We start from the raw sequence: 26218 nt of genomic DNA on the forward strand, positions 1-26218 counted from the left end.
GCCGCCAGGACTGCAGGGCGAAGGAGCCGCAGATGACGACCACCGAGACCGCCACGGCGGGGGGACCCAGACGCAAGGACCGGACCCACTACCTCTATCTGGCGGTGATCGCCGCGGTGGTCGCAGGCGTGGTGGTCGGGCTGGCCGCCCCCGGCTTCGCCGTGGAGCTGAAGCCGATCGGCACCGGGTTCGTCAATCTGATCAAGATGATGATCAGCCCGGTGATCTTCTGCACCATCGTGCTGGGCATCGGCTCGGTCACCAAGGCCGCGAAGGTCGGCAAGGTCGGCGGCCTGGCCATCGGCTACTTCCTCGTCATGTCGACCATCGCACTGGCCATCGGCATGGTCGTCGGCAACCTGCTGGAGCCCGGCGGCGGCCTGCACCTGACCGCCGCGCTCGCCAAGTCCGGCCACGCCCAGGCAGCCGCCGGCGGCGCCCAGTCGACCACCGACTTCCTGCTCGGGATGATCCCCGACACCCTGTTCTCGGCCCTCACCCAGGGCAAGGTGCTGCAGACCCTGCTGGTCGCACTGCTGGCCGGCTTCGCACTGCAGGCGATGGGCCCGGTCGGCGCCCCGGTGCTGCGCGGGGTCGAGCACCTCCAGCGGCTGGTCTTCCGGATCATGTCGATGATCATGTGGGTGGCGCCGGTCGGCGCCTTCGGGGCGATGGCCGCGGTGGTCGGGGCGACCGGCGTCGACGCACTGAAGAGCCTCGCCGTGATCATGATCGGCTTCTACGTGACCTGCGTACTCTTCGTCGTCGTGGTGCTCGGCGCACTGCTGCGCCTGGTCGCCGGGGTCAACGTGTTCGCGCTGCTCAAGTACCTCGGGCGCGAGTTCCTGCTGATCCTCTCGACCTCCTCCTCCGAGAGCGCGCTGCCCCGCCTGATCGCCAAGATGGAACACCTCGGCGTCAGCCGCCCGGTCGTCGGCATCACCGTGCCGACCGGCTACAGCTTCAACCTGGACGGCACCGCGATCTACCTCACCATGTCCTCGATCTTCATCTCCGAGGCGATGGACAAGCCGATGTCGATCGGCGAGCAGCTCTCGCTGCTGGTGTTCATGGTGATCGCGAGCAAGGGCGCGGCCGGGGTCACCGGCGCCGGGCTGGCCACCCTCGCGGGCGGACTGCAGTCGCACAAGCCCGCGCTGGTGGACGGGGTCGGCCTGATCGTCGGCATCGACCGCTTCATGTCGGAGGCCCGGGCGCTCACCAACTTCGCGGGCAACGCCGTCGCGACCGTGCTGATCGGGCACTGGACCGGCGAACTGGACGCCGAACGGGCCGGCCGGGTGCTGAACGGCGAGCTGCCGTTCGACGAGCTGACGCTGGTCGACGCCCACGGCCCCGCCCGCCCCGGACCGGAAAGCGACCCCGCACCGGGAGCCGATCCCGCGCCGGGAGCCGACCCCGCGCCGGGAGCCGACCCGGCACCTGAGGCCGTCCCGGCCGCAGCGACGACCGCCGGCTGAGCGACCCCTTCCCGCACTCCCTCGGTCCGGCGCCTGTCACCAACCCCGGAAACGGCGCCGGGCCGGGGGTTCCCGTTCAACCAGGGGAGTCCTGGGCCGGGGTTCCCCGCTCGGCCCAGGACTCCCGTCCGCCCGACCGCTGTTCACAGCTCCTGCGAGCCGCTGACCGCCCAGGCCACCCCACTGGCCGGATCCTCCAGCGCCACGTGCAGATGGTGCAGCCCGGCGGCAGGCTCCTGCCAGGTGAAGCAGCGCATCCGGGCCACCAGGGCGTCCACCTCGGAGCGGTCCGGAACGTTCGCGCCGGCCATCGCGCCCAGCGCGCGCCACAGGCGCATCCGCCCATGCGCGCAACCGTGCGTCCGGCCCACCGCGGCGGCCTGCACCAGGGCGGGATAGACCAGCGCGAACGGCAGGAAGCCGCCGAGCACCCGTCGCCCCCGGGCCAGCACGGCGGCCGCCTGCGGGGCCGGGCCGCGGACGCAGACCACCTCCGCCCAGGGCACCAGCGCGGCCAGCTCGGCCAGGCCCCGGGTGACCCGCTGCCGGCCCGGCCGGGCCGCCGCCTTCGGCAGTTCGACCTCGCCCAGGCCCTCCCGGCTGGCCGGCAGGGTCAGCACCGCGCTGCGCGCTCCGCCGCCCGGCAGGTACTCGCGCACCCGCGAGGCCTCGCCCCAGCCCGCCTTCTCCCAGGGCTCCAGACTCAGCGGCACGCCGTCGGGATCGGGCTCGGCCCCGTACGAGAGGTCCTCGCCGAGCAGCACCCGGGTGTGGGCGACCAGGCGGCGCACCGGCGCCGGCCCGAGCAGCGGCGCCAGCCGCAGCCAGGAGTGGCGGGTCGCCAGCACCTCCCAGAGCGGACCGGCGTCGTGGTCGTCCACCCCGGCGACCGTTCCCTCACCACCGTCCGCGTCGAACAGTCGGACGGCCAGTTCGGGCGGCGCCGCATAGGCGATCAGGTGGCCGAGCGGCGCGGTCAGGGCCACCGCGGCCTGCTCCCCGGCCTGCACGACGGCGGCCGCCCGGCCCTGCCGGTAGGCGGCGAGCAGCTCGGGCCAGCGGCCGTCCTCGGCCAAGGCGCGGAGGCTGTGGTCCTCGTACGCGATCACGATTTTCAGCGTACGGGCCGGGGTCGCGCATCAGCCGACTTGCCGTCGGCTCGGTGCGTCGGGGCTCGACCTCCGGCGGTAGCCGGTCGCCGGTAGCTGGTCTGCGGTCTCCGCTAGCTGGGCTCCGGTCGTCAGGGGTCGTGCCGTCGCTCGCGCTCCAGGACGGCGCGCAGTCGGCCGTGGGCACGGCGGCGGGTGACGGCCAGGGTGCTGCGGTGCAGGCCGAGCAGCTCGGCGGCCTCGTCGACGGAGTAGCCGTCGAGATCCACCAGCACCACGGCGCGGGCCTGCTTGACGGTGAGGAAGCCGAGCAGCCGGACCACCTCCCAGCGCGCCTGGAGCTCGGCCGTCCCGCCGTGCGGCGGATCGAGCGCGGCGCGGCCGCGCTCCACCGCCTCGGCCAGCTCGGGCACCTCGGGCAGCGCCACCCGGCGGCGCTCGCGGCGCCACTGGTCGCGCAGGATGTTCGTCATCGTGGTGAACACGTAGGCGTACGGCTGCGGGTGACTGAGGAAACGCTCGGGGCGGCGGGCGATCCGCACGTACGCGTCGTGGACGATGTCGCCGGCCGCGAGCGGGCTGCCGGTGAGCATCGCAGCCGCCTGCTGGAGTCTGGGCAGCAAGGCCGTGAACATCCGGTTGAAATCGGTGGACTGGGCTTCTGTCGGCTCCGGACCGAAGTCCTTCCGCCGCTCGCCCGCAGACCGTCCGCTGCATTCCGCCATGCCGTTCTCCCCGGAAATCGGCATTCCGAACGCCCGGTTGGGGCTGGCCCCAGCCCCAACCGGACATAGTGTGACACAGATCACATCATAGGTCGTCCTCTTACTCTGCGCAGTCATTCGTGTGCAATTCGTCAACGGCGGGGCGGGAGGCGGGAATTCACCCTCCGTCGACCACACCGCCCCGGCCGGGGCCACCGGGGGGCATTCCACCCGATGGGAACCGTCGAGCGAGGAGAACCGCCATGCGAGGCTGTATCACCAGGAAGATCGCCACGTTCGGGATGGCCGCCGCGGCCGCCCTGGGCATGCTCGGGACCGCCACCCTGCCGGCCGCCGCGGCGCCGGCAGACGACCAGACCATCACCCCGAGCGCGGCGGCGGCCTCGCCCCACGTCGCCGCCGCGCCCTACCACTGCGTCATCACGGCCAACTACGGTTGGCGCTGGGAGGGATACTGCAACGTCTACTCCGGCCAGCTGCGCACGATCACCTACTGCGCCAACGGCAGCTACACCGTCGGACTGTGGATCGGCGCCCGGCCGGACGCGTGGGCGGTCTGGGGCAACTGCCCCGGGTCGACCTGGACGAAGATCGTGTTCCAGTGGCACAGCTGAGCGGGTAACGCCCGCGACGCGCCGCGGGAACGGCGGCGAACAGATGACAGCTGACAGATTTCGAAATCCGTCATCTGTCAGCTGTCATCTGTCATCCGTTTCTGTCATCCGTTTCTGTCCTCCGTCGCATGCCCTCCGTCGTGTGTCCTCTGTCAGACCTCCGCCAGCAGCCGGGCCGCGTGCACCCGACCGGCGTGCTCGACCAGGCTGATCAGCACCTCCTTGCCGGAGGCGCGCTGCCGGGCGTCGCAGAGCACCACCGGCGTACCGGGGTCCAGGTCCAGCGCGCGGGCGACCTCCTCCGGGCCGTACTCGCTCGTCCCGGCGAAACGGTTCACCGCGACGACGAACGGGATGCTGCGGTGCTCGAAGAAGTCGACGGCCGGAAAGCAGTCGGTCAGTCGGCGGGTGTCCGCAAGCACCACCGCCCCGAGCGCGCCCTGCGCCAGCTCGTCCCAGAGGAACCAGAACCGGTCCTGGCCCGGGGTGCCGAACAGGTAGAGGGCCAGTCCCTCGCGGATGGTGATGCGGCCGAAGTCCATGGCCACCGTGGTGGTGGTCTTGCGCTCCACTCCGTCCAGGTCGTCCACCTCGCGCCCGGCCTCGGTCAGCCGTTCCTCGGTGCGCAGCGGGCGGATCTCGCTGACGGCGCCGACCAACGTCGTCTTGCCGACCCCGAACCCGCCCGCCACGAGGATCTTGAGCGCGAGCACGGAGTCGGCCGGATCCACCGGATCGGACGGCCAGCGGTCGGACGGGTGGTCAGAGTGCACGGAGCCCATGGAGGACCTCCTGGAGGATGCGCTCGTCGGGGAGCAGGGCGGGCGGGACGGGGCGGCTGACCCGGATGAGCCCGGCCGCCAGCAGGTCGCCGAGCAGCACCCGCACGACCCCCACCGGCAGGTCGAGGTCGGCAGCCAGTTCGGCCACGGACAGCGGCGTGCCCCGGCACAGGCCGAGGATGCGCGCCTGTTCAGGGCCGACCGGCGGCTCGGGCGCGTCCGGAGAGAGCGCCGGGTCCGGCAGCTCGGACACGACCACGGCGATCAGGTCGAACTGCTGCTCACCGGCACCGGTCCGCCCCCCGGTCACGGCGTACGGGCGGACCAGCGGCCCGGCCTCGTCGTCGTACCAGCGGGCCCGGTGAGCGGCGGCGAGCGGGTTCCGGGGCGGTCGGCCGGGATCGGCCCGCGGATGCTCCGGATGTCGCTGGTGGTACGGATGGAACGGGGGCTCCGACCGGTACGGGCGGTCCGGATGGGACACCGTCCTCACCCGCCGTGCACCGTACGGGGCGGGGCGCTCAGGTGCTCGCCGACCCGGCGGACGAGTCTGGCCATCTCGTAGGCGATCAGCCCGAGATCGGCCCGGGCGGTGGCGAACACGGCCAGGCAGGTACCCTCCCCGGCCGCCGCGACCAGCAGGTAGCCCCCTTCCAACTCGACCAGTGTCTGGCGGACTTCACCGGCGCCGAAGTGCCGACCGGCGCCCTTGGCGAGGCTGTGGAAGCCGGAGGCGACGGCGGCCAGGTGCTCGCCGTCCTCACGTTCCAGACCGGCCGAGGTGCCCATGGCCAGGCCGTCGGCGGAGAGCATCACGGCGAAGCGGACCTCGGGGGCGCGCTGGGCCAACTCGTCGAGGAGCCAGTTCAGTTCCCCCGTGCGGTGGGTGGTGCCGATCACGGCTGGTCTCCTTCGGGTCGGGCGTCGGGTCGGAAATCGGGTCGGACACCGGATCGGTGGTCGAATCGGTGGACGAGTGGGTCGTCGGGTCGGTGGTCAGGGCGGGGGTCAGGGCGGTGGTCGAATCGGTCGCCCGGTCCGCCGGAGGGGCCCCCGTCGAACCGCCGGTCGGGCCGCAGGCCGCGCGCCCACCCGCTCTGGAAGGCGGACAACGCGGCCCGCGCCGCCTCCGGGCTGCGGGTCGCGGGCCCCGCGCCGGCCCGGCCGGAGGCGGTACGACGGCTGCGCGGGGGGGCTTCGGCCGGGGCCTCCCTCAGCTGCGGCACGAGACTCGCCTGGCGCACCCGCCGCGGCAACTCCTCAGGGGCGTCTGCAGATTGCCGCTCGCCGGGCGGTGCCGCGGTTGCCGTGCGGTACGGCGGCGGCGAACCGGGCTGCGGACGCGAGGTGGCACCCGGGCCCCCGTCCGCAGCCGGTCCGGCCGTCCGGGCGCCCGCGGCCCGGACGGGGGTGCGGCGCACCGGCCCGGGGTCGCCGCCCCGGGTGCCGAAGGGCAGCAGCGCCCCGCCCTCCGGCGACGGCCCACCCGCCGCCGGAAGCTCGATCTCCGTCACTCCGCCGGCCGGGAAGGCCGGGGCCGGTCCGGACTGAGGCCACGCCGCGGGTCCCGGAACCGGCGCCGGCCCCGGCGTCGGAGCGGGAGCCGGAGTCGGAGCCGGAGCCGGAACCGGCGCTGCGGCCGGGGTCGGAGCCGGACCCGGGGTCGGGGCAGAAGCCGAGGTCAGAGCCGGAGCCGGAGCCGCAGCCGCGGCCCCGGCAGGCTCGTCCGGCACGTAGGAGGCGTCCAACTCCGCTGGCAGTTCGAAGCCTTGCCCCTGCCCCTCCCGCCCGTCGGCCAGCAGTTCGGTGGGCAGCAGGACCACCGCGGTGGTGCCGCCGTACGCGGAGGTCACCAGCGAGACCCGCACGTCGTGCCGCCTGGCCAGCCGGCTGACCACGAACAGGCCGAGCCGGTCGCTGTCGAACAGGTCGGTCTGCTCGGCGGCGGCAATCCGCCGGTTGGCGGCGGCGAGCGCGGCCGGGCCCATCCCGAGGCCGCGGTCCTCGATCTCCAGCGCGTAGCCGTTGCCGACCTGTTCACCGCGGATGTGCACCCGGGTGTGCGGCGGGGAGAACCCGGTGGCGTTCTCGACCAGTTCGGCCACCAGGTGGGTCAGGTCGGCGACGGCGTGGCCGACGACGGCGGCGCGCGGCAGCGGGTGCACCTCGACCCGGGCGTACTCCTCGACCTCCGAAACGGCCGCCCGCACCACGTCCACCAGTGGGACGGGCCGGCGCCAGGCCCGGCCGGGCGCGGCGCCGGAGAGGATGATCAGGCCCTCGGCGTGGCGACGCATGCGGGTGGTGAGGTGGTCCAGCCGGAACAGGTCGGCCAGCTCGGACGGGTCCTCGGTCCGCCTCTCCATGGTGTCCAGCAGGGTGAGCTGGCGGTGCACCAGGACCTGGCTTCGGCGCGCGAGGTTGACGAACACCCCGGACACCCCGGACAGCACCTCGGCCCGTTCCACCGCCGCCGTGACGGCCGCCCGCTGCACGGTGCCGAGCGCCCGGTGCACCTGGCCGATCTCGTCGTCGCGACCCACCGGCCGAGGCGCCTCGGCCTCGATGTCCACCTCCTCCCCGGCGCGCAACTTCCGGAAGGTGGCAGGAAGTTTGCGGCCCGCCAGGTCGAGCGCCGCGTTGCGCAGGCCGGTCAGCTCGGTGACCAGGCCGCGGCCGATCTGCACCGAGATCACCAGTGAGGCGACCACTCCGAGCAGACCGAGCAACACGGCCATCCCGGCCGGAGTGAACAGGCCCAGTGCATAAGGGTTCTGGCGCTCGGCGGCGATCCGTCCGGCCCGGTCCTCTACGCCGCGCAGCCCGTCGGTGACGTTCCCGGCCACCACCGCCCACCGGTCCGCCGGGACCGCGGCGACGGCGGCCCGGCCGTCGGCGGCGGTACGGACCTTCTCCTCGTAGCCGACCAGCTCTCGGTGGTCCGGCCCGGCGGTCAGGGCGAGCAGTGCGTCCCGATCGGCGGATCCCAGGTCGGCGGCCGCACCCTGCTCGAACTCACGCCGGGCGAACGCCACACCGGAGAACTCGCGCAGCTGGTCGTCGCCGAGCCCGCCGGAGAGCTGGGCGGAGCGCAGCAACGCGTCCTCCCGGGCCAGGAGTTCACGGGAGCGGGCCAGGTCCGGCAGCACCCGGGTGTCGGCACCGGCCCCACCGTCCTGCAGCGGCGCGACGGCACCGGACACGGCCAGCGCCCGGTCCACCGCCTCGCTGTACGCCGCGTACGCCTCGGGCCAGCCGACGCTCCGGGCGAGCACCCTGCCGCGCAGCCCGGGCAGGGCGGCGAGGGATTCGCCGAGGGCGTCCAGCCGGGCGGCGGCGTCGGCGCCCAGACCCTGGGCGTCGGCACGGTTGTAGCCCTCGCCGGGGTGGCGCGGGTCGGGGAACAGCGGGGCGAGCGCCCGGTCGGTGGCGGCCGCGGCCTCGCGCAGGGCACTCTCCCGGCCTGCGGCGGGCACGGTCCCCGGGACGAGACCCGGCCCGGCCAGCAGCTGCCCGGCGGCCGCACGCTCGGCCTGCAGGTCGGCGACCGTGTCCGCGACGGGCGTGAGCAGGGTGCGCTGGGCGTCGCGGAGACGCAGCAGATCCCAGACGCCCTGGGCCGTGGTGACGGTGGCGAAGCCCCAGAGGGCGATGACGGAGACGACCGGCACCATCAGCAGGGCGATGATCCGGGCGCGGACGGTCCGAGGACGCAGCCCGCGCAACCAGGGGCCGGGGCGCGGTGGACGGGCGGGCGGTCCGGCATGGGCACCCCGGCGGGCGCCGGGGGCGGTACCGCGGTCTTCTCGCATGGGTGTGGGGCCTTTCGGGCAGGGGCGTGGGGGCGTGGGTAGAAGACGGGGTTCGGGCTGGCCGGGCCGAGGCAGGCAGCACGGGACCCATGCGGCGCAGGGCTCAGGCGGCGCAGGGCTCAGGCGGCGCGGTCGTGGCCGTACGGGTCCGGTCCGTACGGGTGCTGTCCGTACGAGTCGAGGCCGTGCGGGTCGGCGGGCGCCGCGCCCGGGAGGTCGGCCTCCGGACCGACGGCCGGGACGGGGAACTCCTCGACGGCCAGTTCCCCCGCCGCCGGGCCCCCGGCCCGCTCCTGGGCGGTCGGGGAGAGCGCGACGAAGGCGGAGGCGAGGAAGAGGAACGAGCCGAGGCCGACGGCGAGCGGGAAGACGAACTCCATCGGACTGACCCCGTCGAGGTCGGTACGAGCGGGATCCAGCTGGACGTGGACGGCGGCCATTCCGATGTAGTGCATGCAGCTGACGGCGAGCCCCATGCCCAGCGAGGCGGCGGCGGCCGCGTACACGTTGCGGATGGTGACGGCGGCCCAGAGTGCGGCGGTGGCAGCGCCGACCGCGACCAGCACGGACAGCGCGACCGTTCCCGCGTCGTAGCGCAGCCCACCGTGCATGCGGACGGCGGCCATGCCCAGGTAGTGCATCGCGGCGACGCCGACACCGGTGGTGACTCCGCCGCCCAGCAGGGCGAGGCCGCGGTGCCGGCCGTAGCAGACCACGGTCAGGCCCAGGCCGGTGACCAGCACCGCGACCAGCAGGCTCACGACGGTCAGCGGCACGCTGTAGCGGAGCTCGGTGCCGTCGACGGCGAAGCCGAACATGGCGACGAAGTGCATGGTCCAGATGCCGCAGCCGATCGCGGCGGCGGCGGTGAGCAGCCAGTTCCGACGGGTGGCGCCGGTGGCGGCCAGGCCGCGCAGGGTGCAGCGCAGACCGAGGGCGGCGCCGGCACAGGCCATCGCGTACGAGAGGACGGGTGTCAGCCACCCGAAACTGAAGTGGTTGAGGGTGCCCATGGGACCTCCGGTCGACCGGTCGGGCCCGGGGCGGTCAGCGGTGCGCCCGGGCACCCCGGTCGGGCGGACTGCATGCGGCAGGCATATGCGTGGCGCATGTGCGCTTCCGACCTGGGGTGCGTGGGACGCTATCGAGCGACTGGAATCGCCCAGACGAAGATCTGAAAAGCTGCACACGCAGCCGGGGCGATGTGTTCGAATGGCCCGGTCGTGTGCCCGGGGAGCCGGTCGTCCGCCGGCGAACGGCGAACGGCGAACAACGAACAGATGACAGATGACAGATGACAGATTTCGAACTCTGTCATCTGTTAGCTGTCATCTGAAAGTTGAACGCGGAACCCCGGACGCTGAAGCCCGCAGTCCCCCTCCGTCACCCCACCGGCGAAACCCGCACCCGCATCGCGCTCGCCGCCCGGAGGGTGATCCCCTGCGCGAGCGCGACCCGCCGGTCCACCACCTCCACCTCGAAGTCCCGCAGCAGTACCCCGAGGGTCAGCACCGACTCCAGCATCGAGAAGTGCTGCCCGATGCACGCCCGCGGCCCGCCCCCGAACGGGAACCAGGCGTACCGGTGGCGCGCCTTCTCGGCCTCCGGCAGGAACCGGTCCGGGTCGAAGCGCTCCGGCTCCGCCCAGTGGTCCGGGTGCCGGTGGGTCACCAGCGGCGCCACCACGAGCTGCGCCCCCGCCGGGATGACGTACCCGTCGATGACCGTCTCCTCGACCGCCCGCCGCCCGACCAGCGACGCCGCCGGGAAGAGCCGCATCGCCTCCTTGAGCACCCGGGTGATGTAGGGCAGCCGCTCCAGGTCCGCCGCCGTCGGCGCCCGCCCGGCCAGGACGGTCCGCGCCTCCTCCTGGGCGAGCTTGCGCTGCTCCGGGTGCTTGGCCAGCAGGTGCAGCGCGAAGGCCAGCGAGGTGGCCGTGGTCTCGTGCCCGGCGAGCAGGAACACCAGGACCTGATCCCGGAGTTCGGCCGGATCCAGCCGCTCGCCGTCCTCGCCGCGCGCCCGCCCGAGCAGGGTCAGCAGGTCGTCCGCGTCCTCGTCGCCGCCCCCGCGCGCGGCCCGCTCGGCGATGATCCGGTCGCACACCTCGTACAGCGCCCGCTGCGCCGCGAGGCCGCGCCGGTTGCCCGGCGTCGGCCAGGTCCGCGGGAGGCGGACCGGCGCGAAGCCGCGTTCCATGATGTACTCGCCGACCGCCGGGAAGCTGCGGTTCACCACCTCCACCGCTTCCTCCACGTCGGCCCCGAAGAGGATCCGCGCGACCGCGCGCAGCGCGAACCGCGACATCTCCTCCGCCGCGTCCACGACCCCGTCCGGCAGCGCCCGCCAGCGCTCGGCGAGCGCCTGCGCCTCCTGCGCGAGCGCGTCCGCGTACCCGTCCACCCGGCGCCGGGTGAACAGCGGCTGGATGAGCCGTCGCTGGCGCTGGTAGACCTCGTCCTGGCTGGTCAGCAGCCCGTTGCCGACGCTGGTCCGCAGCTCGTCGTAGAAGTTGTTCTCCTTGCGGAAGTTCGCCACCTCGCTGCCCAGCACCTGGTGGACGCCCTCCGGCGAGAACACCCCGTAGAACTCGACGCGCAGCCCGGGCGGCCCGGCCAGGAAGCGCACCACGTCCCCGTGGTCGCGCCGGGCCGCGAGGTAGGTGCGCAGCGGACGGCGGGTGAGGTCGAAGAGCGAACCGACCAGGGGGTTCCCGGCCGGTCCGGGTACGGCGGCTGCGGTGGCCATCGGCACTCCTTCTGGACTTCCTCGGCGCTGGCTGCGCGTGGTGACCCCCAACCTTACTGACGGGTATTCAGCCGAGGAAGCCGCTCACTCGTACTCGGTGCCGCCCTTGCGGGTCAGGTAGGCGTCGCTGACCGCCTTGGCGATCGCCCGTCCGCCGAGCAGCGGACTCCAGCGCTCCACCACAGGCCGGACCACCACGCCCTCGCGCAGGTGGAGTTCGCGCCCGGAGTAAGTCTCCCTGCCCTGCGCGTACGCCAGCACCGTGCTGGCGTCGAACGGCCCGCGCCACAGTTCGGGCACCAACGGCAGCTCGCCCTCGAGCAGTTCGGCGGCCGGCAGCCAGCTCAGCTGCCCGTCCACCACGGCCGACACGTCGAACGCGGCGTACCCGGGGCGATCGGTACGCGCGGAGGCGCCGTACGTGAGGTCCTGCACGCCCTCGCCGAACACCTCGCCGAAGATGCCGACCCGCTCGGCGCCCAGCCGTTCGGCCAGCCGGGCCGCCACGGCCGGGAGGTCGTACGCGCGCACGGCCCGCCAGTACAGGTTGCGCTCGTCCTCGACCAGGGCCAGGCCCTGCGCGCCGATCCCCTTGGAGGAGACCTGCACCTCGCCGGTGGCGGCGGTGTAGGTGACCAGGCAGCAGCTGCCGTGCAGCTTCTCGGTCAGCACCACGGGCTCACCGGGCTCGAAGACGTCGGGGTGGCGCTTGAGGTTCTCGATGTCCACCCAGGGCAGCAGGTCCGGCGCGCTGACCACCTCGCCGCTCATCGAAGTCGGCACCGGCGGCTGCCACTTGACGATCCCGAGCAGCTCGGCGAAGTCCTCGCCCCGCTCGGCGGCACCGGCCAGGTCGGTGCCGGTGAGCGCGGCAGGCCGGCACACGATGCCCTGCGACAGCTCTCCGCGCAGCCGCACCGCCTTCACCCGGTTCGCCGCCCCGCCGGCCAGCTTGCCGGTCAGTCCGAGCTCGTCGATCAACCCGTCCGGGAGGACGGCCTGTTCGGGGATGTAGACGGCGTGGTCACCGGTCCGGTACACGCCCTTCGCGACCACCGCCCGGTAGAGGCCGACCTGTGCCAGCTCCAGGGCATCGGCGTTCGGGTGTTCCAGGATGACCAGACTCTCGGCGGTGACTCTCAGCGTGGACATGGACGGACTCCTCCCCGTGGATCCGTGTGGATCGACCGTTTGGCCCGGGCGGCCGACGGTCGGCTCCACCTGCGGGTTGCCCCCACTCTGGCCTCTCCCCCTGCCCGGGTGCGACGGATTTTCCGGCGGTCCCCGGCCGCGCCCTCTCGCACCTCTCCTCGCACCACCCGCGACACCGATCCCAGCGCCGCCCCCACCACCGGCCCCAGCGCCCGATCCCACCACCGCCCCAGCACGGCCCCCAGCGGTCCGCACCGGAACCGTCCGTGCACGTTTGAGCCTTCGCACAGCGGCTCCGAGGCTCCCGCCGCACCCCGCCTGTGCAAAGCGACAGAGGATTTAGTGCTCGCATCTGCGGCACTATGATCGCTGTAATGGCCGCACCTGCGGCCACGCCTTCGCGCCCCCGTCCGGCGCGAACCCTGGAGGGGAAGCACCGATGAGCACCCGCACCACCGCCACCCGCAGACTCGCCGTCGCCACCGCGGCGGCGCTCGCCCTCGGCGTCGGGGTCACCGCCTGCGGCAGCAACGGCGGCAAGTCCTCCGGCTCCGCCTCCTCCGTCTCCTCCGCAGCTACCGCCGCCACCGCGAGCGGCGACGGCGGCACCGGGAACGCGCCGAAGGCCAAGGGCGCGATCACCGTGTTCGCCGCCGCCTCGCTCAAGGAGACCTTCACCGACCTCGGCAAGAAGTTCGAGGCCGCGAACCCGGGTACCAAGGTCACCTTCAACTTCGGCGGCAGCTCCGCCCTGGCCACCAGCATCAACTCCGGTGCCCCGGCGGACGTGTTCGCCGCCGCCAGCCCAGCCACCATGAAGACCGTCACCGACGGGGGCGGTGCGAGTGGCTCGCCGAAGACCTTCGTCAAGAACACCCTCACCATCGCCGTGCCCAAGGGCAACCCCAAGCACATCGCGGGCCTGAAGGACCTCACCGGCTCCGGCGTGAAGGTCGCGCTGTGCGCGAAGGAGGTGCCCTGCGGCGCCGCCGCCCTCACCGCGCTGAAGGCCGCAGGCCTCGACCTCACCCCGGTCACCCTGGAGCAGGACGTCAAGGGAGCGCTGACCAAGGTCGAGCTCGGCGAGGTCGACGCCTCCCTGGTGTACAGGACCGATGTACGGGCCGATGCTGCGAAGATCGACGGCGTGGACTTCCCCGAGGCCGACAAGGCCGTCAACGACTACCCGATCGCCGCCCTCGCCAAGGCGCCGAACAAGGACGGCGCCGCCGCCTTCGTCGCCTACATCCAGTCGCCCGAGGCCAAGCAGGTGCTGACCGCGGCGGGCTTCCAGGCGCCGTGAAGGACCGCACCACCGCACGCGGCCGGAGCCGCACCACCGGCCCCGGCCGGGACGGTGTCGCCGGGGCCGGCCCGGACGGGGCCAACGAGGCGTCGGCCGGACCCGCGACGGCCCCACCGCGCCGCAGGGGCACGCGTCTCCGGGGCACACGCCGCCACCCGGGCTCGCAGCGCGTCCCGGTCACGCTGTTGCTCCCGGCACTGCTCGGCCTGGCGTTCCTGGTCCTCCCGCTGATCGGGCTCCTGGTCCGGGCGCCGTGGAGCGGGCTGTCCGAACAGCTCACCAGCAGCGCCGTCTGGGACGCCCTGCGGCTGTCACTGATCTGCGCGACGGCCGCCACCGGGGTCTCACTGGTCCTCGGCGTCCCGCTGGCCTGGCTGCTCGCCCGTACCGAACTGCCCGGCCGTCGGCTGATCCGGGCACTGGTCACCCTGCCGCTGGTGCTGCCGCCGGTGGTGGGCGGTGTGGCACTGCTGCTGGTGCTCGGGCGGCGCGGGATCGTCGGCTCCTGGCTGGACTCGGCCTTCGGCATCACCCTGCCCTTCACCACCACCGGGGTGGTGATCGCCGAGACCTTCGTGGCGATGCCCTTCCTGGTGATCAGCGTCGAGGGCGCACTGCGGGCCGCCGACCCCCGGTACGAGGAGGCCGCCGCGACCCTGGGCGCCTCCCGGCTGACCGCGTTCCGCCGGGTCACCCTGCCGATGATCGCCCCGGGGATCGCCGCAGGGGCCGTCCTCGCCTGGGCCCGGGCGCTCGGCGAGTTCGGCGCGACGATCACCTTCGCGGGCAACTTCCCGGGCCGTACCCAGACCATGCCGCTGGCCGTCTACCTCGCCATGGAGTCCGACCCGGAGGCCGCGATCGCGCTGTCGCTGGTCCTGCTGGTGGTCTCCGTCGCCGTCCTCGTCGGGCTGCGCGACCGCTGGATGTCGACCCCGTGACCGAGGATGCCGAGCCGATGAACTCCCCGCACCGCACGAGCCCCACCACCCCGGACACCACCACCCCGGGCACCACAACCCCGGACACGGCCCCGGACACGGCCCCGGGCGGCACACCCCCCGCCGTCACGGCCGCTGCCACCGCCGGTGCCGCCCTCGACGCCCGCCTCCGGGTCGACCGCGCCGCCTTCGCGCTCGACCTGGCGCTCGCCGCCGCCCCCGGCGAGGTGGTGGCGCTGCTCGGCCCGAACGGCGCCGGGAAGTCCACCGCCCTGCGCGCCCTGGCCGGCCTGCTCCCGCTCACCGGCGGCCACCTCAGGCTGGACGGCCGAGTCCTGGAGGACCCGGCCCGGCGCCTGCACACCCCCGCCGAACAGCGGCCGGTCGGCGTGGTTTTCCAGGACTACCTGCTCTTCCCGCACCTCAGCGCGCTCGACAACGTCGCCTTCGGCCCGCGCTGCCAGGGCCGCCCCAGGCGCGAGGCCAGGGCCGAGGCGGCGGCGTGGCTGGAACGGATGGGCCTGGCCGAGTACGCCTCGGTGCGCCCCGGCCGGCTCTCCGGCGGCCAGGCCCAGCGGGTGGCACTCGCCCGGGCCCTGGCCGTCCGCCCCCGGCTGCTCCTGCTGGACGAGCCGCTGGCCGCCCTGGACGCCCGCACCCGGCTCGACGTACGGGCCCAACTGCGCCGTCATCTGGCCGATTTCGAGGCCGTGGCGGTGCTGGTGACGCACGACCCGCTGGACGCGATGGTGCTGGCCGACCGGCTGGTGGTGATCGAGGACGGCCACGAGGTGCAGTCCGGCAGCCCGGCGGAGGTCGCCCGCCGGCCGCGCACGGACTACATCGCCCGCCTGGTCGGCCTCAACCTGTACCGGGGCCGGGCCGAGGGCACCCGGGTCACCCTGTCGGACGGGACAGTCCTGACCACCGCCGAGGAGCTGTCCGGCCCGGCGTTCGTCGCCTTCCCGCCCTCCGCCGTCACCCTGTACCGGGAGCGGCCGCAGTCCAGCGCCCGCAACCTGTGGCAGGCCGAGGTCACCGGCCTGGACCTGCACGGCGACCAGGTGCGCGCCGAACTCTCCGGCGCCCTCCCGATGGCCGCCGACCTCACCCCGGCCGCCGTCGCCGAACTGGGACTGGCACCGGGCACGGCGGTCTGGGCCTCGGTCAAGGCCACCCAGACCCACGCCTACCCGGCCTGACGACCGGGCCTGCCACAGCAGCCACCCGCACCGCCCGATGTGCCGGGAACGTCCGACCGATGGCCCTACTGCTCCAGCGGCCCTACTCCTCCGACGGCCCGACGAACCCCGACTCGTACGCGGCGATCACCGCCTGGGTGCGGTCCCGCGCGCCGAGCTTCGCCAGCACACTGCTGACGTGCGTCTTCACCGTCTGCACGCCGAGGACCAGTTGCTCGGCGATCTCCCCGTTGTTGAGCCCGCGCGCCATCAGCCGCAGCACCTCGGCCTCGCGGCCGGTCAGGGCCGCCCGGTCCAGGGCCGCGCGGGCAGCGGGGTTGCCGTGCCCGGCGGCGAGGCGGCGGATCGCGGACGGGAACAGCAACGACTCACCGGCCGCCGCCAGCCGTACGGCGTGGGCGATCTCGGCCGGGCGGGAGCGCTTGAGCAGGAAGCCGTCGGCGCCCGCGCGCAGCGCCTGGTAGACGTAGTCGTCGTTCTCGAAGGTGGTGACGACCAGGATCCGCGGGGGCCGCTCCCCCGGCGCGCCGGGGCGCAGCAGTTCGCGGGTGGCGGCCAGGCCGTCCAGGACGGGCATCCGGACGTCCATCAGCACCACGTGCGGGCGCAGGGCGCGGGCCAGGGCCACCGCCTGCGCGCCGTCGGCCGCCTCGCCGACCACCCGCAGATCGCCCTGGGCCTCCAGGACGGCCCGCATCCCGGCGCGGACCAGTTCCTCGTCGTCGGCGAGCAGGATGTCGGTCACGCCCGTGCCTCCTGCCGTCCGGCCGCCGTCTGCAAGATCATTCGTCACGAGCCCAAGCGTAGGGGCAGCCGGACGTCGAGCACCCACTCCCCGCCGCCCTCGGCGGACGGTCCGGGGGAGTCGGCCGGTCCGGCCGAGGCCGCGCCGCCGAGCAGCACGGCTCGCTCGCGGATGCCGCGGAGCCCCTTGCCGCCCTTGCGGCCGGCACCGGCCCGACCCGGCGCCGCCACCAGGCGGTTGGCGCACCGCAGTTCCAACTGCCCTTCGCGGACGGCGACCTGGACGTCGACCGGCTGGCCGGGCGCGTACTTGAGCGCGTTGGTGACGCCCTCCTGGACGATCCGGTAGGACTCGCGCGAGAGCACCCCGGGCAGCGCTCCGGCTGGCACCTCGATGTTCGCCTCGACCGGGCAGCCGGCGGCGCGGGCGGTGTCGAACAACGCGGGCAGCTGGTCGATGCCGGGCTGCTCGGTCGCCGCCCCGCTCCCCGAGGTCCTGCCCGCCGAGGTACCGCCCGCCGAAGGGCCGCCCGCGGGGGTCTCGCGCAGCAGGACCAGGGTGCGTTCGAGGTCCTCCATCGCCTGCCGCCCGGTCTCCTCGATCACCTCCAGCGCCTTGGCGGCGAAGGCCGGGTCGCCGATCTCGCGTGCCGCTCCGGCCTGGAGGACCGTCACCGTCAGTGCGTGGCCGATGGAGTCGTGCAGCTCGCGGGCCAACCGGTTCCGCTCCAGCAGCCGTTCGGCCCGCAGCTCCGCCTCCGCCAACCGATCCGCCGGGGATGGCCCCAGAAGCCTTACCGCCATGGCGAGTTGGAGACGGCCTGCCCAGACCACCAGCCAGCCGTAGCCGAGCGCCAACACCGGGACGAGCGGGAGGTACCGCAGGGCGCGCGGACCGGTCAACAGGTCGAAGACCGGCGTGAGGCCGAAGACCGTCGCGAAGCCGACCGTCGAACCGAGCACCACCCGCCCGATCAACCAGCCCGCCGTACGACGCCGGTCAGCCCAGGTGCCGGAGGGCTCGACGCCGATGTCCTCCTCGCGGTCGGGCACCAGCAGCAGCCGTGCCTGCACGCCCTCCGCGCGGCGCGCAGCCGGAATGAGGGCGACCAGCGCTAGCAGCACGACGTCCAGCGAGACGGCGTTCGTCAGGATCTCGCCGAGGCCCTTCCGGTACGTCCCCGGGTAGATCATCAGGATGACGCCCGCGAAGATCCACCCGACCAGCAGGTGCAGCAGCCGGGCGTAGTTGGCACCGGCCACCAGCGGCGCGAGGATCGTGGTCACTCGGCCCCGGATCCGGAACGCGGTCATTCTTGGCACCGCTCCATCCTGCCAGCTCTGCGGGCCGCTCCGGCTCCCCCGCCGGATCGTCGTCGTCTCCCTCCCGGGAGGGAGACCGGTCCCCGCTGTGGCGGGATCCGCCCACCCGGTCCCTTCCGGTCGAATGGAACCACCGTCCGGAGCACGGACGGCGACCAGCTACCAGGAGGGGAAGGCGGCCGTGATCGAGATCCAGGGTCTGACCAAGGAGTACGACGGCCGGCGGGTCGTCGACGCCCTGTCGTTCGAGGTCCGGCCCGGCGTGGTGACCGGCTTCCTCGGCCCGAACGGCGCCGGGAAGAGCACCACCATGCGGTTGGTCCTCGGCCTGGACCGCCCCACCGCCGGGCAGGCCCTGGTCAACGGCCGCCCGTACGCCCAACTCACCGAGCCCCTGCGGCAGGTGGGCGCACTGCTGGACGCCCACGCCCTGCACGGCGGACGGACGGCCCAGGGCCACCTGCGCTGGCTCGCCGCGAGCAACGGCCTGCCCGCGCGACGGGTCGGCGAGGTGCTCGCCCAGGTCGGGCTGGCGGACGCCGCCGGGCGGCGGATCAGGGGCTTCTCACTCGGGATGCGCCAGCGCCTCGGAGTGGCCGCCGCACTGCTCGGCGACCCGCCGGTGCTGCTGCTGGACGAACCGGTCAACGGCCTGGACCCGGAGGGCATCCGCTGGATCCGCACCCTGCTGCGCGAACTGGCCACCGAGGGACGGGCGGTGCTGGTCTCCTCCCACCTGATGACCGAAATGTCCCTCACCGCCGACCACTTGGTGGTGATCGGCCGCGGCCGGCTGCTCGCCGACGCCGCCACCTCAGAGTTCATCGACCGCCACGGCCGTACCAGGGTCCGGGTCCGGGCGGTGGACGCCGCCAAGTTGGCCGCACTGCTCGGCGGGCCCGGTCACGGCCTCGACGCCGTCGAGGCCGAGGGTGGCGCCTGGGAGGTGACCGGCGCCGAACCCGAGCGGATCGCCGCACTGGCCGCCGCGAACGGCGTGGTGCTGTACGAGATCGCGGTCCAACAGGACTCCCTGGAGGAGGCGTTCATGCGGATGACGGCGGACAGCGTCGAGTACCGGGCCGAGGCCGCCGCATGAGCGCCGTGCCGCAGGCCTTCCGTGCCGAGCGGATCAAGCTCACCACCCTCCGCTCGCTCTGGGTCACGCCGCTGCTCTCCGTACTGCTCACCGTCGGGGCCACCGCGGCCGTAGGCGCGGCACTCGGCGACAAGGACCGCAACCTCACCGACGATCCCGGCGTCGGCGTCTTCTACGGGCTCAACTTCGGCCAGGCCGCCATGGTCGCCTTCGGAGTCCTGCTGATCGGGCAGGAGTTCAACACCCGGATGATCGACGTCTCCCGAACCGCCGTCCCCCGGCTCGGCCGACTGTACGGCGCCAAGCTGGCGTTGGCCGCCCTGATCGGCCTCGGCGCGGGCGCGGTCGGCACCGCGGGCGCCTACGCCGGGTACGCGGCCACCGTCCCCGCCGACTGGCACGGCCCGGCCTTCGCCCGCGCGGCCACCGCCGGGGTGCTGTACCCGGCGTTCCTGGTGGTGTTCTGCCTCGGGGTGACCGCGCTGTTCGGCAACCTCACCGCCGCCATGGGCCTGTTGACCCCGACCGTCTTCCTGCTGTCCCCGCTGCTCGGCGGTGTGCCCGGCCTGCGCGAGGTGTTCCAGTTCCTCCCCGACCGGGCCGGCCAGTACGCACTGCACTACGCCGACGACCCGCACCTCGTGTACGGGCACTGGACCGGACTGGCGATCATGGCGCTGTGGACGGCGCTGGCGGCGTACGGCGGACTGCGCGCGATGCAACGACGCACCAAGTGACCCTGAGCGAAGGAGAGATGGGCATGAGCCTCGGAAACGCGCTGCGCGCGGAACGGATCAAGTTCACCACGCTGCCCTCGCAGTGGGCGGCACCGCTGACCGCCGTGGCGCTGACCGTCGGCGTCACCGCAGCCGTCAACGCGGCCTACGGAGCGAAGGACCACACTCCCGGCGAGGACCCGGCCGGAGGGATCTACTACGGCCTGCTGTTCGGACACGTCGCCGTGGCCTGCCTCGGGATCCTGCTGGTGGGGCAGGAGTTCAACACCCGGATGATCGGTACCTCGCTCACTGCCGTGCCCCGGCGCGGCCGACTGTACGGCGCCAAGGTCTCGCTCGGCGCCGGGCTGGGCCTGCTGGTGGGACTGGCCTCCACGGCCGGCTGCTTCCTCACCGTCGACGCCACCGTCGGCCTGGACTTCTCCACCCCCGGGCTGGCCCGCAGCTTCCTGGCCGGTGTGCTCTACCACCCGATGATGGTGCTGATCTGCCTCGGACTGACCGCCATGCTGGGCAACTTCAGCGTGGCGCTGGGCCTGCTCACTCCGATGGTGTTCCTCGGCACCACCTGGCTGGCGGCGATCCCCGGCGTCCGCGAGGTCGGCCAGTTCCTGCCCGACCGGGCCGGGCTGTACGCCATGCGCACCCAGACGGAGGCGGGTATCCACTACGGCCACTGGACGGGACTGCTGATCATGGCGCTCTGGACGGCCGCAGCGGTGTTCGGCGGCCTCCGGGCGATGCGGCGCTACCAGGCCTCGGGCGGGTAGCGGGCGGGGGCGTGGGCGGGACAGGCTGCTCGGCAACGGCGGGGCGCGGGGGAACAACGAACAACGAACAGCGGACAGATGACAGATTTCGAAATCTGTCATCTGTCCGCTGTGATCTGTTGGCTGTCAGCTGTCAGCCGTTACCCCGGCAGCCGGCCGTCACCGCAGCGCCGGGTGCTCCGCGATCACCGTGCAGCTGCCCGGCGCGATCTCCGTGAAGCCCGCGTCCTGGACCACCGGCAGCCCGCTGCGGACCAGGTCCTCCCACGCCTCCGGCGCTGCCGTGCGGACCGCGAGCGCGAAGCCCGACTCCGCCCACTCCTTGCGCTGCGCCTCGTCCAGCCGCCGCCACGCGAGCTGCGCGGCGTGTCCGGTCTGGGCCATCGTCTTGCCCGCGCTCATCTCCACGTCCGGGTTGAGCCACAGCACCGGCAGCCCCGGCCCGGGCTCGCCGACCTCTGCGGTCTCCTCCAGGTCCGTCCCGGAGACCTGCAGCTTGGCCAGCTCCTTCGGCCAGCCGTCCAACGGGATCGGCGGGAACACCCGCACCTCCGCCTCCCGGCCCCGCACCGTGATGCCGGGCAGCTCCCCGGCCCGGCGCCACTCCCCGCCCCGGGCCCGTCGAACCACCTTGCGGATCCGGGCATCCTCCCAGGCCGCGACCCGCTCCGCCCACTCCCCGTCCACCTCGGTCACCCGGGAATCGGCGAGCAGCGTCAGCACCGCCCGTGCCGAGGTCTCCAGCGCGTCCGTCCGTCCCGGCGGCGTGGCCCGCTCCAGCCGGACGACCAGCGGCAGCACGTACTGGGGCAGCGCGTCGCGGTCCGCGGGGTCGGGTGCGTCGGTGGGGGCGGGAACGGCGGCCGGGGCATCGAACGGAGAAGTCACCCGTCCAGCATGCCAGCCCCGCAGCAACCGACCCGGCCCACCCCCGGCCACTCCGCCCCCACACTCCGCCCCCCACACACCACCGCCCGCATCACCGCCCCCACGCCGTCGCCCCACCCCGACGGCGGTAAATCAGCGCAGCCGCTGCCGCAGCTCGTCCACCGCCGCCCGGATCCCCGCGCTGTACGCGTCCACCGGCAGGGCGTCCAGGCTCCGCACCGCCCGTTCGAGCTGTTCGCGCGCGAGGTCGGGCTCTCCGAGCTTGAGGTGGTCGGAGGCCAGGTTGAGGTGCAGCGAGGGGTAGAACGCCCGCACCTGGAGGGCGGACTCGTACGTCGCGGCCCGCTCGGCGGTCAGCGAGTCGGCCGCCGCGAGGGCCCGACGGTCCCACTCCAACTCGGCCCGGGGGTCGTCCTGCAGGTCGGCCAGATAGTGCGCCAGGACGCAGCGGTGGAAGACGTCCCGTTCCCCCAGTTCCTCCCACAGGGCCTCGAAGCTGGCCCGCGCCTCGGCGGTCCGCCCGTGCTGCGCCGCCCGCACGCCCTCCAGGCCCAGCTCGATCCGACCCAGCGCCGGCTCGTCCGAACCGGGCTCCACCGAATCCCCCGACCCCCTCGGCCCCCCTCCCGGCTGCGCGGACTCCCCCGCGGACATACCTCTCACACCAGACATATCGGACATGTCCGCAGCCTAACCGCCCGCCCACCACCCCGCCCGGACTGCGGACCGCAGGAGGGCCCGACGCCCGTTCAGCGCCGGTATCCGCGCTGCGGGTCCCGTTCCTCCGCGTCCTCGTACATCAGGAACCACCCCTCGGGGTGCGTGGCCGCCAGCAGCAGTTCGGTGCGCTGCTCCGCGCCGAGTTCCGGGTCCCCGTCGTCGGGCCCGTACACGCCGAACAGTTCGTCGTGGCAGCCGTCCCAGTCGTAGTCGTAGAGGTCGGCCGGCAGGTCGCCCATCATGTCGGCCACCGACTCGGGCTGGGAGCCGAGCAGCGTCCGGGCGTCCACCAGTGCCATCCGCAGCGCGATCTCCTCGGCGAGGCAGCGCGGCAGCGGCCACTCGCCGAGGGCGAGGTCGTCGGCCAGGTCGTCGAAGGCACGGGCCATCGCACGCCGCCAGCCCCGGTGGAGCCGCCAAGTGCGCTGGGGCAGCCGGGCGAAGACCGTCCAGTCCACGTCCTCGCCGTCGACGACCGGGTCGTCCCCGTGCTCGTCGAGGTCGTCGTAGGCGGCGTCGGCCAGGCCGAGCAGCTGGGCGTGCAGCAGGCAGGCGGTGCGCGGGGTGAGGGTCCAGTCCGCACCCGCGCCGCCATCCTCGTCCTCGCCGTCCAGCGGGAACAGTTCGGCGAAGTCCGGCGTGAAGTCCTCGGTGACGCTGATCTCCAGCGTGCCCCCGATCGCCTCGACGCCGGGGATCGCGGCGACCAGCCGGTCGGGGTGCAGCAGCGCGCCCAGCGCCGCGTTGGCGTCCTCGGCGACCTCGCGCAGCAGTTCGCGGCGCTGGCCGGCCGGGTCGATGCCCTCGAAGTCCAGTTCCTCGACAGCCCTGATCGCGGCCGCGCGCAACGCCGGCCAGTCGGTGATCCGCAGGCCCAGCACCACGGTCGCCTCGATCTCCGGCGCGCCGGAGTACTCCGCCGCGCCCGGCCCCTGCGGATGATCGCTTCGCTCGCCCATGGAGCTACGGTACGGCTTTTCCGCCGCCCGATCACCGGTCTGAACCAGCTTCCCGAGACCTTCTCGGCCAGCTCGCCGCCGCGCCTCTGTCACTCGGACGCACCACCCCGGCAGGATGGGCCCCATGGCTGACATCAACGAGTACGGCGGCGGGCAGAGCCCGAACGCCGACGTCCTGGTCGTGACCACCAACGACATCCCGGGTTTCCGGGTCGACCACGTGATCGGCGAGGTCTTCGGACTGACCGTCCGCAGCCGGCACATCGGCAGCCAGATCGGCGCCGGGCTGAAGTCCCTGATCGGCGGCGAGCTGTGCGGCCTGACGAAGACCCTGGTCGAGAGCCGCAACGAGGCGATGCAGCGGCTGGTCGAGCAGACCAAGGCGCGCGGCGGCAACGCCGTCCTGATGATGCGCTTCGACGTGACCGAGGCGGCGGACGCCGGCACCGAGGTGTGTGCGTACGGCACCGCCGCGGTGATCTCCCCGATCGGCTGAGGCTCCGCCCGTGGCGGCAACGCGGCGCCGGTGGTGCGCTTCGACCTGGCCTGGGCGGCGGACGTCGGCACCGGGGCCCGCCCGTCACGGGGAACAGCCACCCGGTCCCCGATGTTTCGTGGGCGTGACTGTTTACGGTGCAACCAACCAGGCGGGCCGGCCGCGGCGTGTGGACGTCCTGGTCGTGGGCGCCGGACAAGCGGGACTGTCCGCCGCCTACCACCTCGGCCGTCGCGGCTTCGCCCCCTACCGGGAGCGCGTCGACGGCGGCTTCGTCGTCCTCGACGCCAACGCCACCCCCGGCGGCGCCTGGGCGCACCGCTCGCCGTCACTGCGGATGGCCACCGTGCACGGCTTCCACGACCTCCCGGACGCCGAGCTCCCCGCGCCCGACCCCGAGGCCCGCGCGCGCGAGGTGGTGCCGGGGTACTTCACGGCGTACGAGGCCCGGCACGCGCTCCCGGTCGTACGCCCGGTCGCGGTTCGCACCGTACGCGCCGAGTCCGAGCGCCCCGATTCCCGGCTGCTGGTCGAGACCGACCACGGCACCTGGTCCACCCGGGCGCTGATCAACGCCACCGGCACCTGGACCCGCCCCTTCCTCCCCCACTACCCGGGGCACTTCGCGGGCCGCCAGCTGCACTACGCCGAGTACCGCGGCCCCGAGGAGTTCGCCGGGAAGCGCGTCCTGGTGGTGGGCGGCGGCGCCTCGGCGATCCAGGTCCTGTCGGAGGTGGCGGCAGTCGGCGAGACGATCTGGGTCACCCGCTCCGAACCCGTCTACCGCGAGGGCCCGTTCACCCCCGAGTACGGTCGCGCGGTGGTCGCCAAGGTCGAGGAGCGGGTCCGTCGGGGGCTGCCGGTGCGCAGCGTGGTGAGCGTGACCGGCCTCGGCCCCTCCATGGCCTACCGCCGGGCGCAGGAACTGGGCGCGCTGCACCGCCGGCCGATGTTCGACCGGCTCACCGAGCACGGGGTGGCCTGGGGCGACGAGGAGTCGGCGGTGGACGCGATCGTCTGGGCGACCGGCTTCCGCCCCGAGGTCGGCCACCTCGCTCCGCTCGGCCTGCGCTCCCCCGGCGGCGGCATCGCACTCACCGGCACCCGCGCCGCCGCCGACCCGCGCGTCCACCTGGTCGGCTACGGCCCGTCCGCCAGCACCATCGGCGCCAACCGGGCCGGTCGCGCCGCCGTCAACGACCTGGTCAAGCTGCTCGGGGACCCGGCGACGGAGACCGCGACGACGGGTCCCACCGCGATCGAACCGACCGCCACCGGGCCCACGGCGACTGGGCCCACGGGGACGGGGACCGCGGCCGAAAGCGCCGCGATCCCCGTCCCCGTCTGAACCGCGGAAGGCCGGCGGTCGTCCGCGGAAGGTCAGCGGTCGTAGTCGACCGTGACCCGGTCGGTGAGCGGGCGGGCCTGGCAGGTGAGGACGTAGCCGGCGGCCAGCTCCTTCTCCTCCAGCGCGAAGTTGCGGCGCATCTCGACCTCGCCTTCGGTGACCAGGGCCCGGCAGGTGCCGCAGACACCGCCCTTGCAGGCGAACGGCAGGTCGGGCCGGGAGCGCTGGGCACCGTCCAGGATCGAGCGGTCGCGCGGGAGGGTGAGGGTGCTGCCCCGACCGTCGAGGACCACCGTGACCTCGCTGCGCTCGCCGGGCGCGTCCTCGGTGCCGCCGTCCGCGCGGTCCCCGCGGTCCCAGTCCTCGTCGCGCTCGGCGAGCGGCTCGTCCTCGGCGTGGAACAGCTCCTGGTGCACCCGCTCGCCCGGCACCTCCAGTTCGGCGAGCAGCTCCTTCGCCCCGGCGACCATGCCGAACGGGCCGCACAGCCACCAGTGGCCGATGCCTCCGACGTCCACCAGGGCAGTCAGCAGCGCCCGAACCCGCTCCGGGTCCAGCCGTCCGCTGAGCAGCTCGGCGTCCCTGGTCTCCCGGGAGAGTACGTGTACCAGCTGGAACCGGCCGAGGTAGCGGTCCTTCAGGTCGGCCAGCTCGTCCGCGAACATCACGGTGTCGCTGCGCCGGTTGCCGTAGAGCAGGGTGACGGTCGAGCGGCGGTCGGCGGCCAGCACCGAGGCGGCGATCGACAGCATCGGGGTGATCCCGGAGCCGGCCGCGAGCAGCACGTGGTCGGCGGGGACGCCGAGTTCGGGGGTGAACAGGCCGGACGGGGTCAGCACCTCGACCTCCTCGCCGGGCCGGGCCTCGCGCACCAGCCAACGCGAGAACAGCCCGCCGGGCACCTCGCGGACGGCGATCCGCAGCGGGCCGCCGACGGGGGCGCAGATCGAGTACGAGCGGCGCTCGTCGGTGCCGTCCACCACCTTGCGCAGGGTCAGGGTCTGGCCGGGCCGGAACGCGTACGCGGCTGCCAGGCCTTCCGGCACCTCGAAGGTCACCGCCACGGCGTCCTCGCACAGCCGCTCCACCCGCTCGATCCGCAGCGAGTGGAAGGTCGGGCGGCGGGCCGGGCGGACGGCCTCCGTGGAAGCCGCAGGATCGGCGGACGCCGCGGAACCGGCGGAGACCGCGGAACCGGTCGCTGCGGCGGGCGAGGTGGCAGAGGCGGGCGAGGCGGCGGAGGCGGGCGAGGCGGCGGGCAT

Annotated in this window: 25 protein-coding genes; 10 read left to right on the forward strand and 15 right to left on the reverse strand. The window is 73.8% G+C overall.

From position 1 onward, the window contains the following. The first annotated feature begins 32 nt into the window (after positions 1-32). Positions 33-1481: a cation:dicarboxylate symporter family transporter gene (locus tag BOQ63_RS13225; protein ID WP_072654295.1), complete on the forward strand. Its 1449-nt coding sequence runs from the start codon at positions 33-35 to the stop codon at positions 1479-1481. Positions 1482-1624: 143 nt separating this feature from the next. On the opposite strand, the gene BOQ63_RS13230 is transcribed toward BOQ63_RS13225, so the two are convergent. After that, positions 1625-2590 (reverse strand): hypothetical protein, encoded by a 966-nt coding sequence (locus BOQ63_RS13230; RefSeq protein WP_030283132.1) that lies wholly within the window; start codon positions 2588-2590, stop codon positions 1625-1627. A 131-nt stretch (positions 2591-2721) separates the two neighbouring features. After that, positions 2722-3315: an RNA polymerase sigma factor gene (locus BOQ63_RS13235; protein ID WP_078867264.1), complete on the reverse strand. Its 594-nt coding sequence runs from the start codon at positions 3313-3315 to the stop codon at positions 2722-2724. Between the two features lie 242 nt (positions 3316-3557). Here BOQ63_RS13235 and BOQ63_RS13240 point away from each other — a divergent pair, with 242 nt between their 5' ends. After that, positions 3558-3929 carry a hypothetical protein gene (locus BOQ63_RS13240; RefSeq protein WP_030283134.1) on the forward strand — a complete coding sequence of 124 codons (372 nt, stop codon included), beginning with the start codon at positions 3558-3560 and terminating at the stop codon, positions 3927-3929. 152 nt (positions 3930-4081) lie between these two features. On the opposite strand, the gene BOQ63_RS13245 is transcribed toward BOQ63_RS13240, so the two are convergent. The 7 genes from BOQ63_RS13245 to BOQ63_RS13275 all read right to left on the reverse strand — a co-directional run bounded on the left by BOQ63_RS13245 (position 4082) and on the right by BOQ63_RS13275 (position 12423). Then, positions 4082-4711, reverse strand: a complete 630-nt coding sequence (locus tag BOQ63_RS13245) for a GTP-binding protein (protein ID WP_078867265.1) — start codon at positions 4709-4711, stop codon at positions 4082-4084. After that, a complete protein-coding gene (locus BOQ63_RS13250) occupies positions 4692-5039 on the reverse strand; it encodes a DUF742 domain-containing protein (protein ID WP_051746810.1) in 348 nt (115 codons plus the stop codon). The genes BOQ63_RS13245 and BOQ63_RS13250 overlap by 20 nt, the downstream gene beginning before the upstream one ends. A 161-nt stretch (positions 5040-5200) precedes the next feature. After that, positions 5201-5611 (reverse strand): roadblock/LC7 domain-containing protein, encoded by a 411-nt coding sequence (locus BOQ63_RS13255; protein ID WP_030283140.1) that lies wholly within the window; start codon positions 5609-5611, stop codon positions 5201-5203. Continuing rightward, positions 5608-8523 carry a sensor histidine kinase gene (locus BOQ63_RS13260; protein WP_150475863.1) on the reverse strand — a complete coding sequence of 972 codons (2916 nt, stop codon included), beginning with the start codon at positions 8521-8523 and terminating at the stop codon, positions 5608-5610. Before BOQ63_RS13260 ends, BOQ63_RS13255 begins: the two co-directional genes overlap by 4 nt. 119 nt (positions 8524-8642) lie before the next feature. Beyond that, the gene (locus BOQ63_RS13265; RefSeq protein WP_078867267.1) at positions 8643-9536 is read right to left on the reverse strand and encodes an MHYT domain-containing protein; all 894 of its coding nucleotides are present in this window, start codon (positions 9534-9536) and stop codon (positions 8643-8645) included. A 370-nt stretch (positions 9537-9906) separates the two neighbouring features. Then, positions 9907-11271: a cytochrome P450 gene (locus tag BOQ63_RS13270; RefSeq protein WP_072654297.1), complete on the reverse strand. Its 1365-nt coding sequence runs from the start codon at positions 11269-11271 to the stop codon at positions 9907-9909. An 84-nt stretch (positions 11272-11355) separates the two neighbouring features. Next, positions 11356-12423, reverse strand: a complete 1068-nt coding sequence (locus BOQ63_RS13275) for an RNA ligase (ATP) (protein ID WP_072654298.1) — start codon at positions 12421-12423, stop codon at positions 11356-11358. A gap of 439 nt (positions 12424-12862) precedes the next feature. Here BOQ63_RS13275 and modA point away from each other — a divergent pair, with 439 nt between their 5' ends. From modA to BOQ63_RS13290, 3 genes are read left to right on the forward strand one after another with little or no spacing between them, the layout of a single operon-like run. Beyond that, entirely contained in the window at positions 12863-13726 is an 864-nt protein-coding gene (gene modA, locus BOQ63_RS13280) for a molybdate ABC transporter substrate-binding protein (RefSeq protein ID WP_030283152.1), read from the forward strand. Continuing rightward, positions 13723-14670, forward strand: a complete 948-nt coding sequence (locus BOQ63_RS13285) for an ABC transporter permease (protein WP_079183585.1) — start codon at positions 13723-13725, stop codon at positions 14668-14670. Before modA ends, BOQ63_RS13285 begins: the two co-directional genes overlap by 4 nt. A 17-nt stretch (positions 14671-14687) precedes the next feature. Continuing rightward, positions 14688-15872: an ABC transporter ATP-binding protein gene (locus BOQ63_RS13290; RefSeq protein ID WP_150476361.1), complete on the forward strand. Its 1185-nt coding sequence runs from the start codon at positions 14688-14690 to the stop codon at positions 15870-15872. 82 nt (positions 15873-15954) lie between these two features. On the opposite strand, the gene BOQ63_RS13295 is transcribed toward BOQ63_RS13290, so the two are convergent. Further along, positions 15955-16617 (reverse strand): response regulator transcription factor, encoded by a 663-nt coding sequence (locus tag BOQ63_RS13295; protein WP_030283158.1) that lies wholly within the window; start codon positions 16615-16617, stop codon positions 15955-15957. A gap of 44 nt (positions 16618-16661) precedes the next feature. Further along, positions 16662-17930 carry a sensor histidine kinase gene (locus tag BOQ63_RS13300; RefSeq protein ID WP_072654299.1) on the reverse strand — a complete coding sequence of 423 codons (1269 nt, stop codon included), beginning with the start codon at positions 17928-17930 and terminating at the stop codon, positions 16662-16664. Positions 17931-18120: 190 nt separating this feature from the next. On the opposite strand from BOQ63_RS13300, the gene BOQ63_RS13305 reads away from it, so the two are divergent. Genes BOQ63_RS13305 through BOQ63_RS13315 form a run of 3 tightly spaced genes read left to right on the forward strand, consistent with a single transcriptional unit; the run spans position 18121 to position 20545 of the window. Next, on the forward strand, positions 18121-19038 hold the full coding sequence (locus BOQ63_RS13305) for an ABC transporter ATP-binding protein (protein ID WP_030283162.1): 918 nt from the start codon (positions 18121-18123) through the stop codon (positions 19036-19038). Beyond that, positions 19035-19775 carry an ABC transporter permease gene (locus tag BOQ63_RS13310; protein WP_050366462.1) on the forward strand — a complete coding sequence of 247 codons (741 nt, stop codon included), beginning with the start codon at positions 19035-19037 and terminating at the stop codon, positions 19773-19775. Before BOQ63_RS13305 ends, BOQ63_RS13310 begins: the two co-directional genes overlap by 4 nt. Positions 19776-19798: 23 nt before the next feature. Further along, positions 19799-20545: an ABC-2 transporter permease family protein gene (locus BOQ63_RS13315; protein ID WP_072654300.1), complete on the forward strand. Its 747-nt coding sequence runs from the start codon at positions 19799-19801 to the stop codon at positions 20543-20545. A 159-nt stretch (positions 20546-20704) separates the two neighbouring features. Here the strand turns inward: BOQ63_RS13315 and BOQ63_RS13320 are convergent, their stop codons facing one another. From BOQ63_RS13320 to BOQ63_RS13330, 3 genes are all read right to left on the reverse strand, one after another. After that, positions 20705-21433, reverse strand: coding sequence for a peptidyl-tRNA hydrolase (locus tag BOQ63_RS13320; RefSeq protein WP_072654301.1), 729 nt, complete (start codon positions 21431-21433; stop codon positions 20705-20707). 132 nt (positions 21434-21565) lie between these two features. Then, the gene (locus tag BOQ63_RS13325) at positions 21566-22030 is read right to left on the reverse strand and encodes a hypothetical protein (protein WP_094742887.1); all 465 of its coding nucleotides are present in this window, start codon (positions 22028-22030) and stop codon (positions 21566-21568) included. Between the two features lie 152 nt (positions 22031-22182). Next, entirely contained in the window at positions 22183-23112 is a 930-nt protein-coding gene (locus BOQ63_RS13330; RefSeq protein WP_030280352.1) for a hypothetical protein, read from the reverse strand. Positions 23113-23236: 124 nt separating this feature from the next. Here BOQ63_RS13330 and BOQ63_RS13335 point away from each other — a divergent pair, with 124 nt between their 5' ends. Next, on the forward strand, positions 23237-23608 hold the full coding sequence (locus BOQ63_RS13335) for a YbjQ family protein (RefSeq protein WP_072654302.1): 372 nt from the start codon (positions 23237-23239) through the stop codon (positions 23606-23608). A 184-nt stretch (positions 23609-23792) separates the two neighbouring features. Further along, positions 23793-24956 carry an NAD(P)-binding domain-containing protein gene (locus BOQ63_RS13340; protein ID WP_232790662.1) on the forward strand — a complete coding sequence of 388 codons (1164 nt, stop codon included), beginning with the start codon at positions 23793-23795 and terminating at the stop codon, positions 24954-24956. Positions 24957-24988: 32 nt separating this feature from the next. Here the strand turns inward: BOQ63_RS13340 and paaE are convergent, their stop codons facing one another. Further along, positions 24989-26218, reverse strand: a complete 1230-nt coding sequence (paaE, locus tag BOQ63_RS13345) for a 1,2-phenylacetyl-CoA epoxidase subunit PaaE (protein WP_079183586.1) — start codon at positions 26216-26218, stop codon at positions 24989-24991.

It is taken from the genome of Streptomyces viridifaciens, assembly GCF_001888885.2.
Lineage (GTDB): Bacteria > Actinomycetota > Actinomycetes > Streptomycetales > Streptomycetaceae > Kitasatospora > Kitasatospora aureofaciens.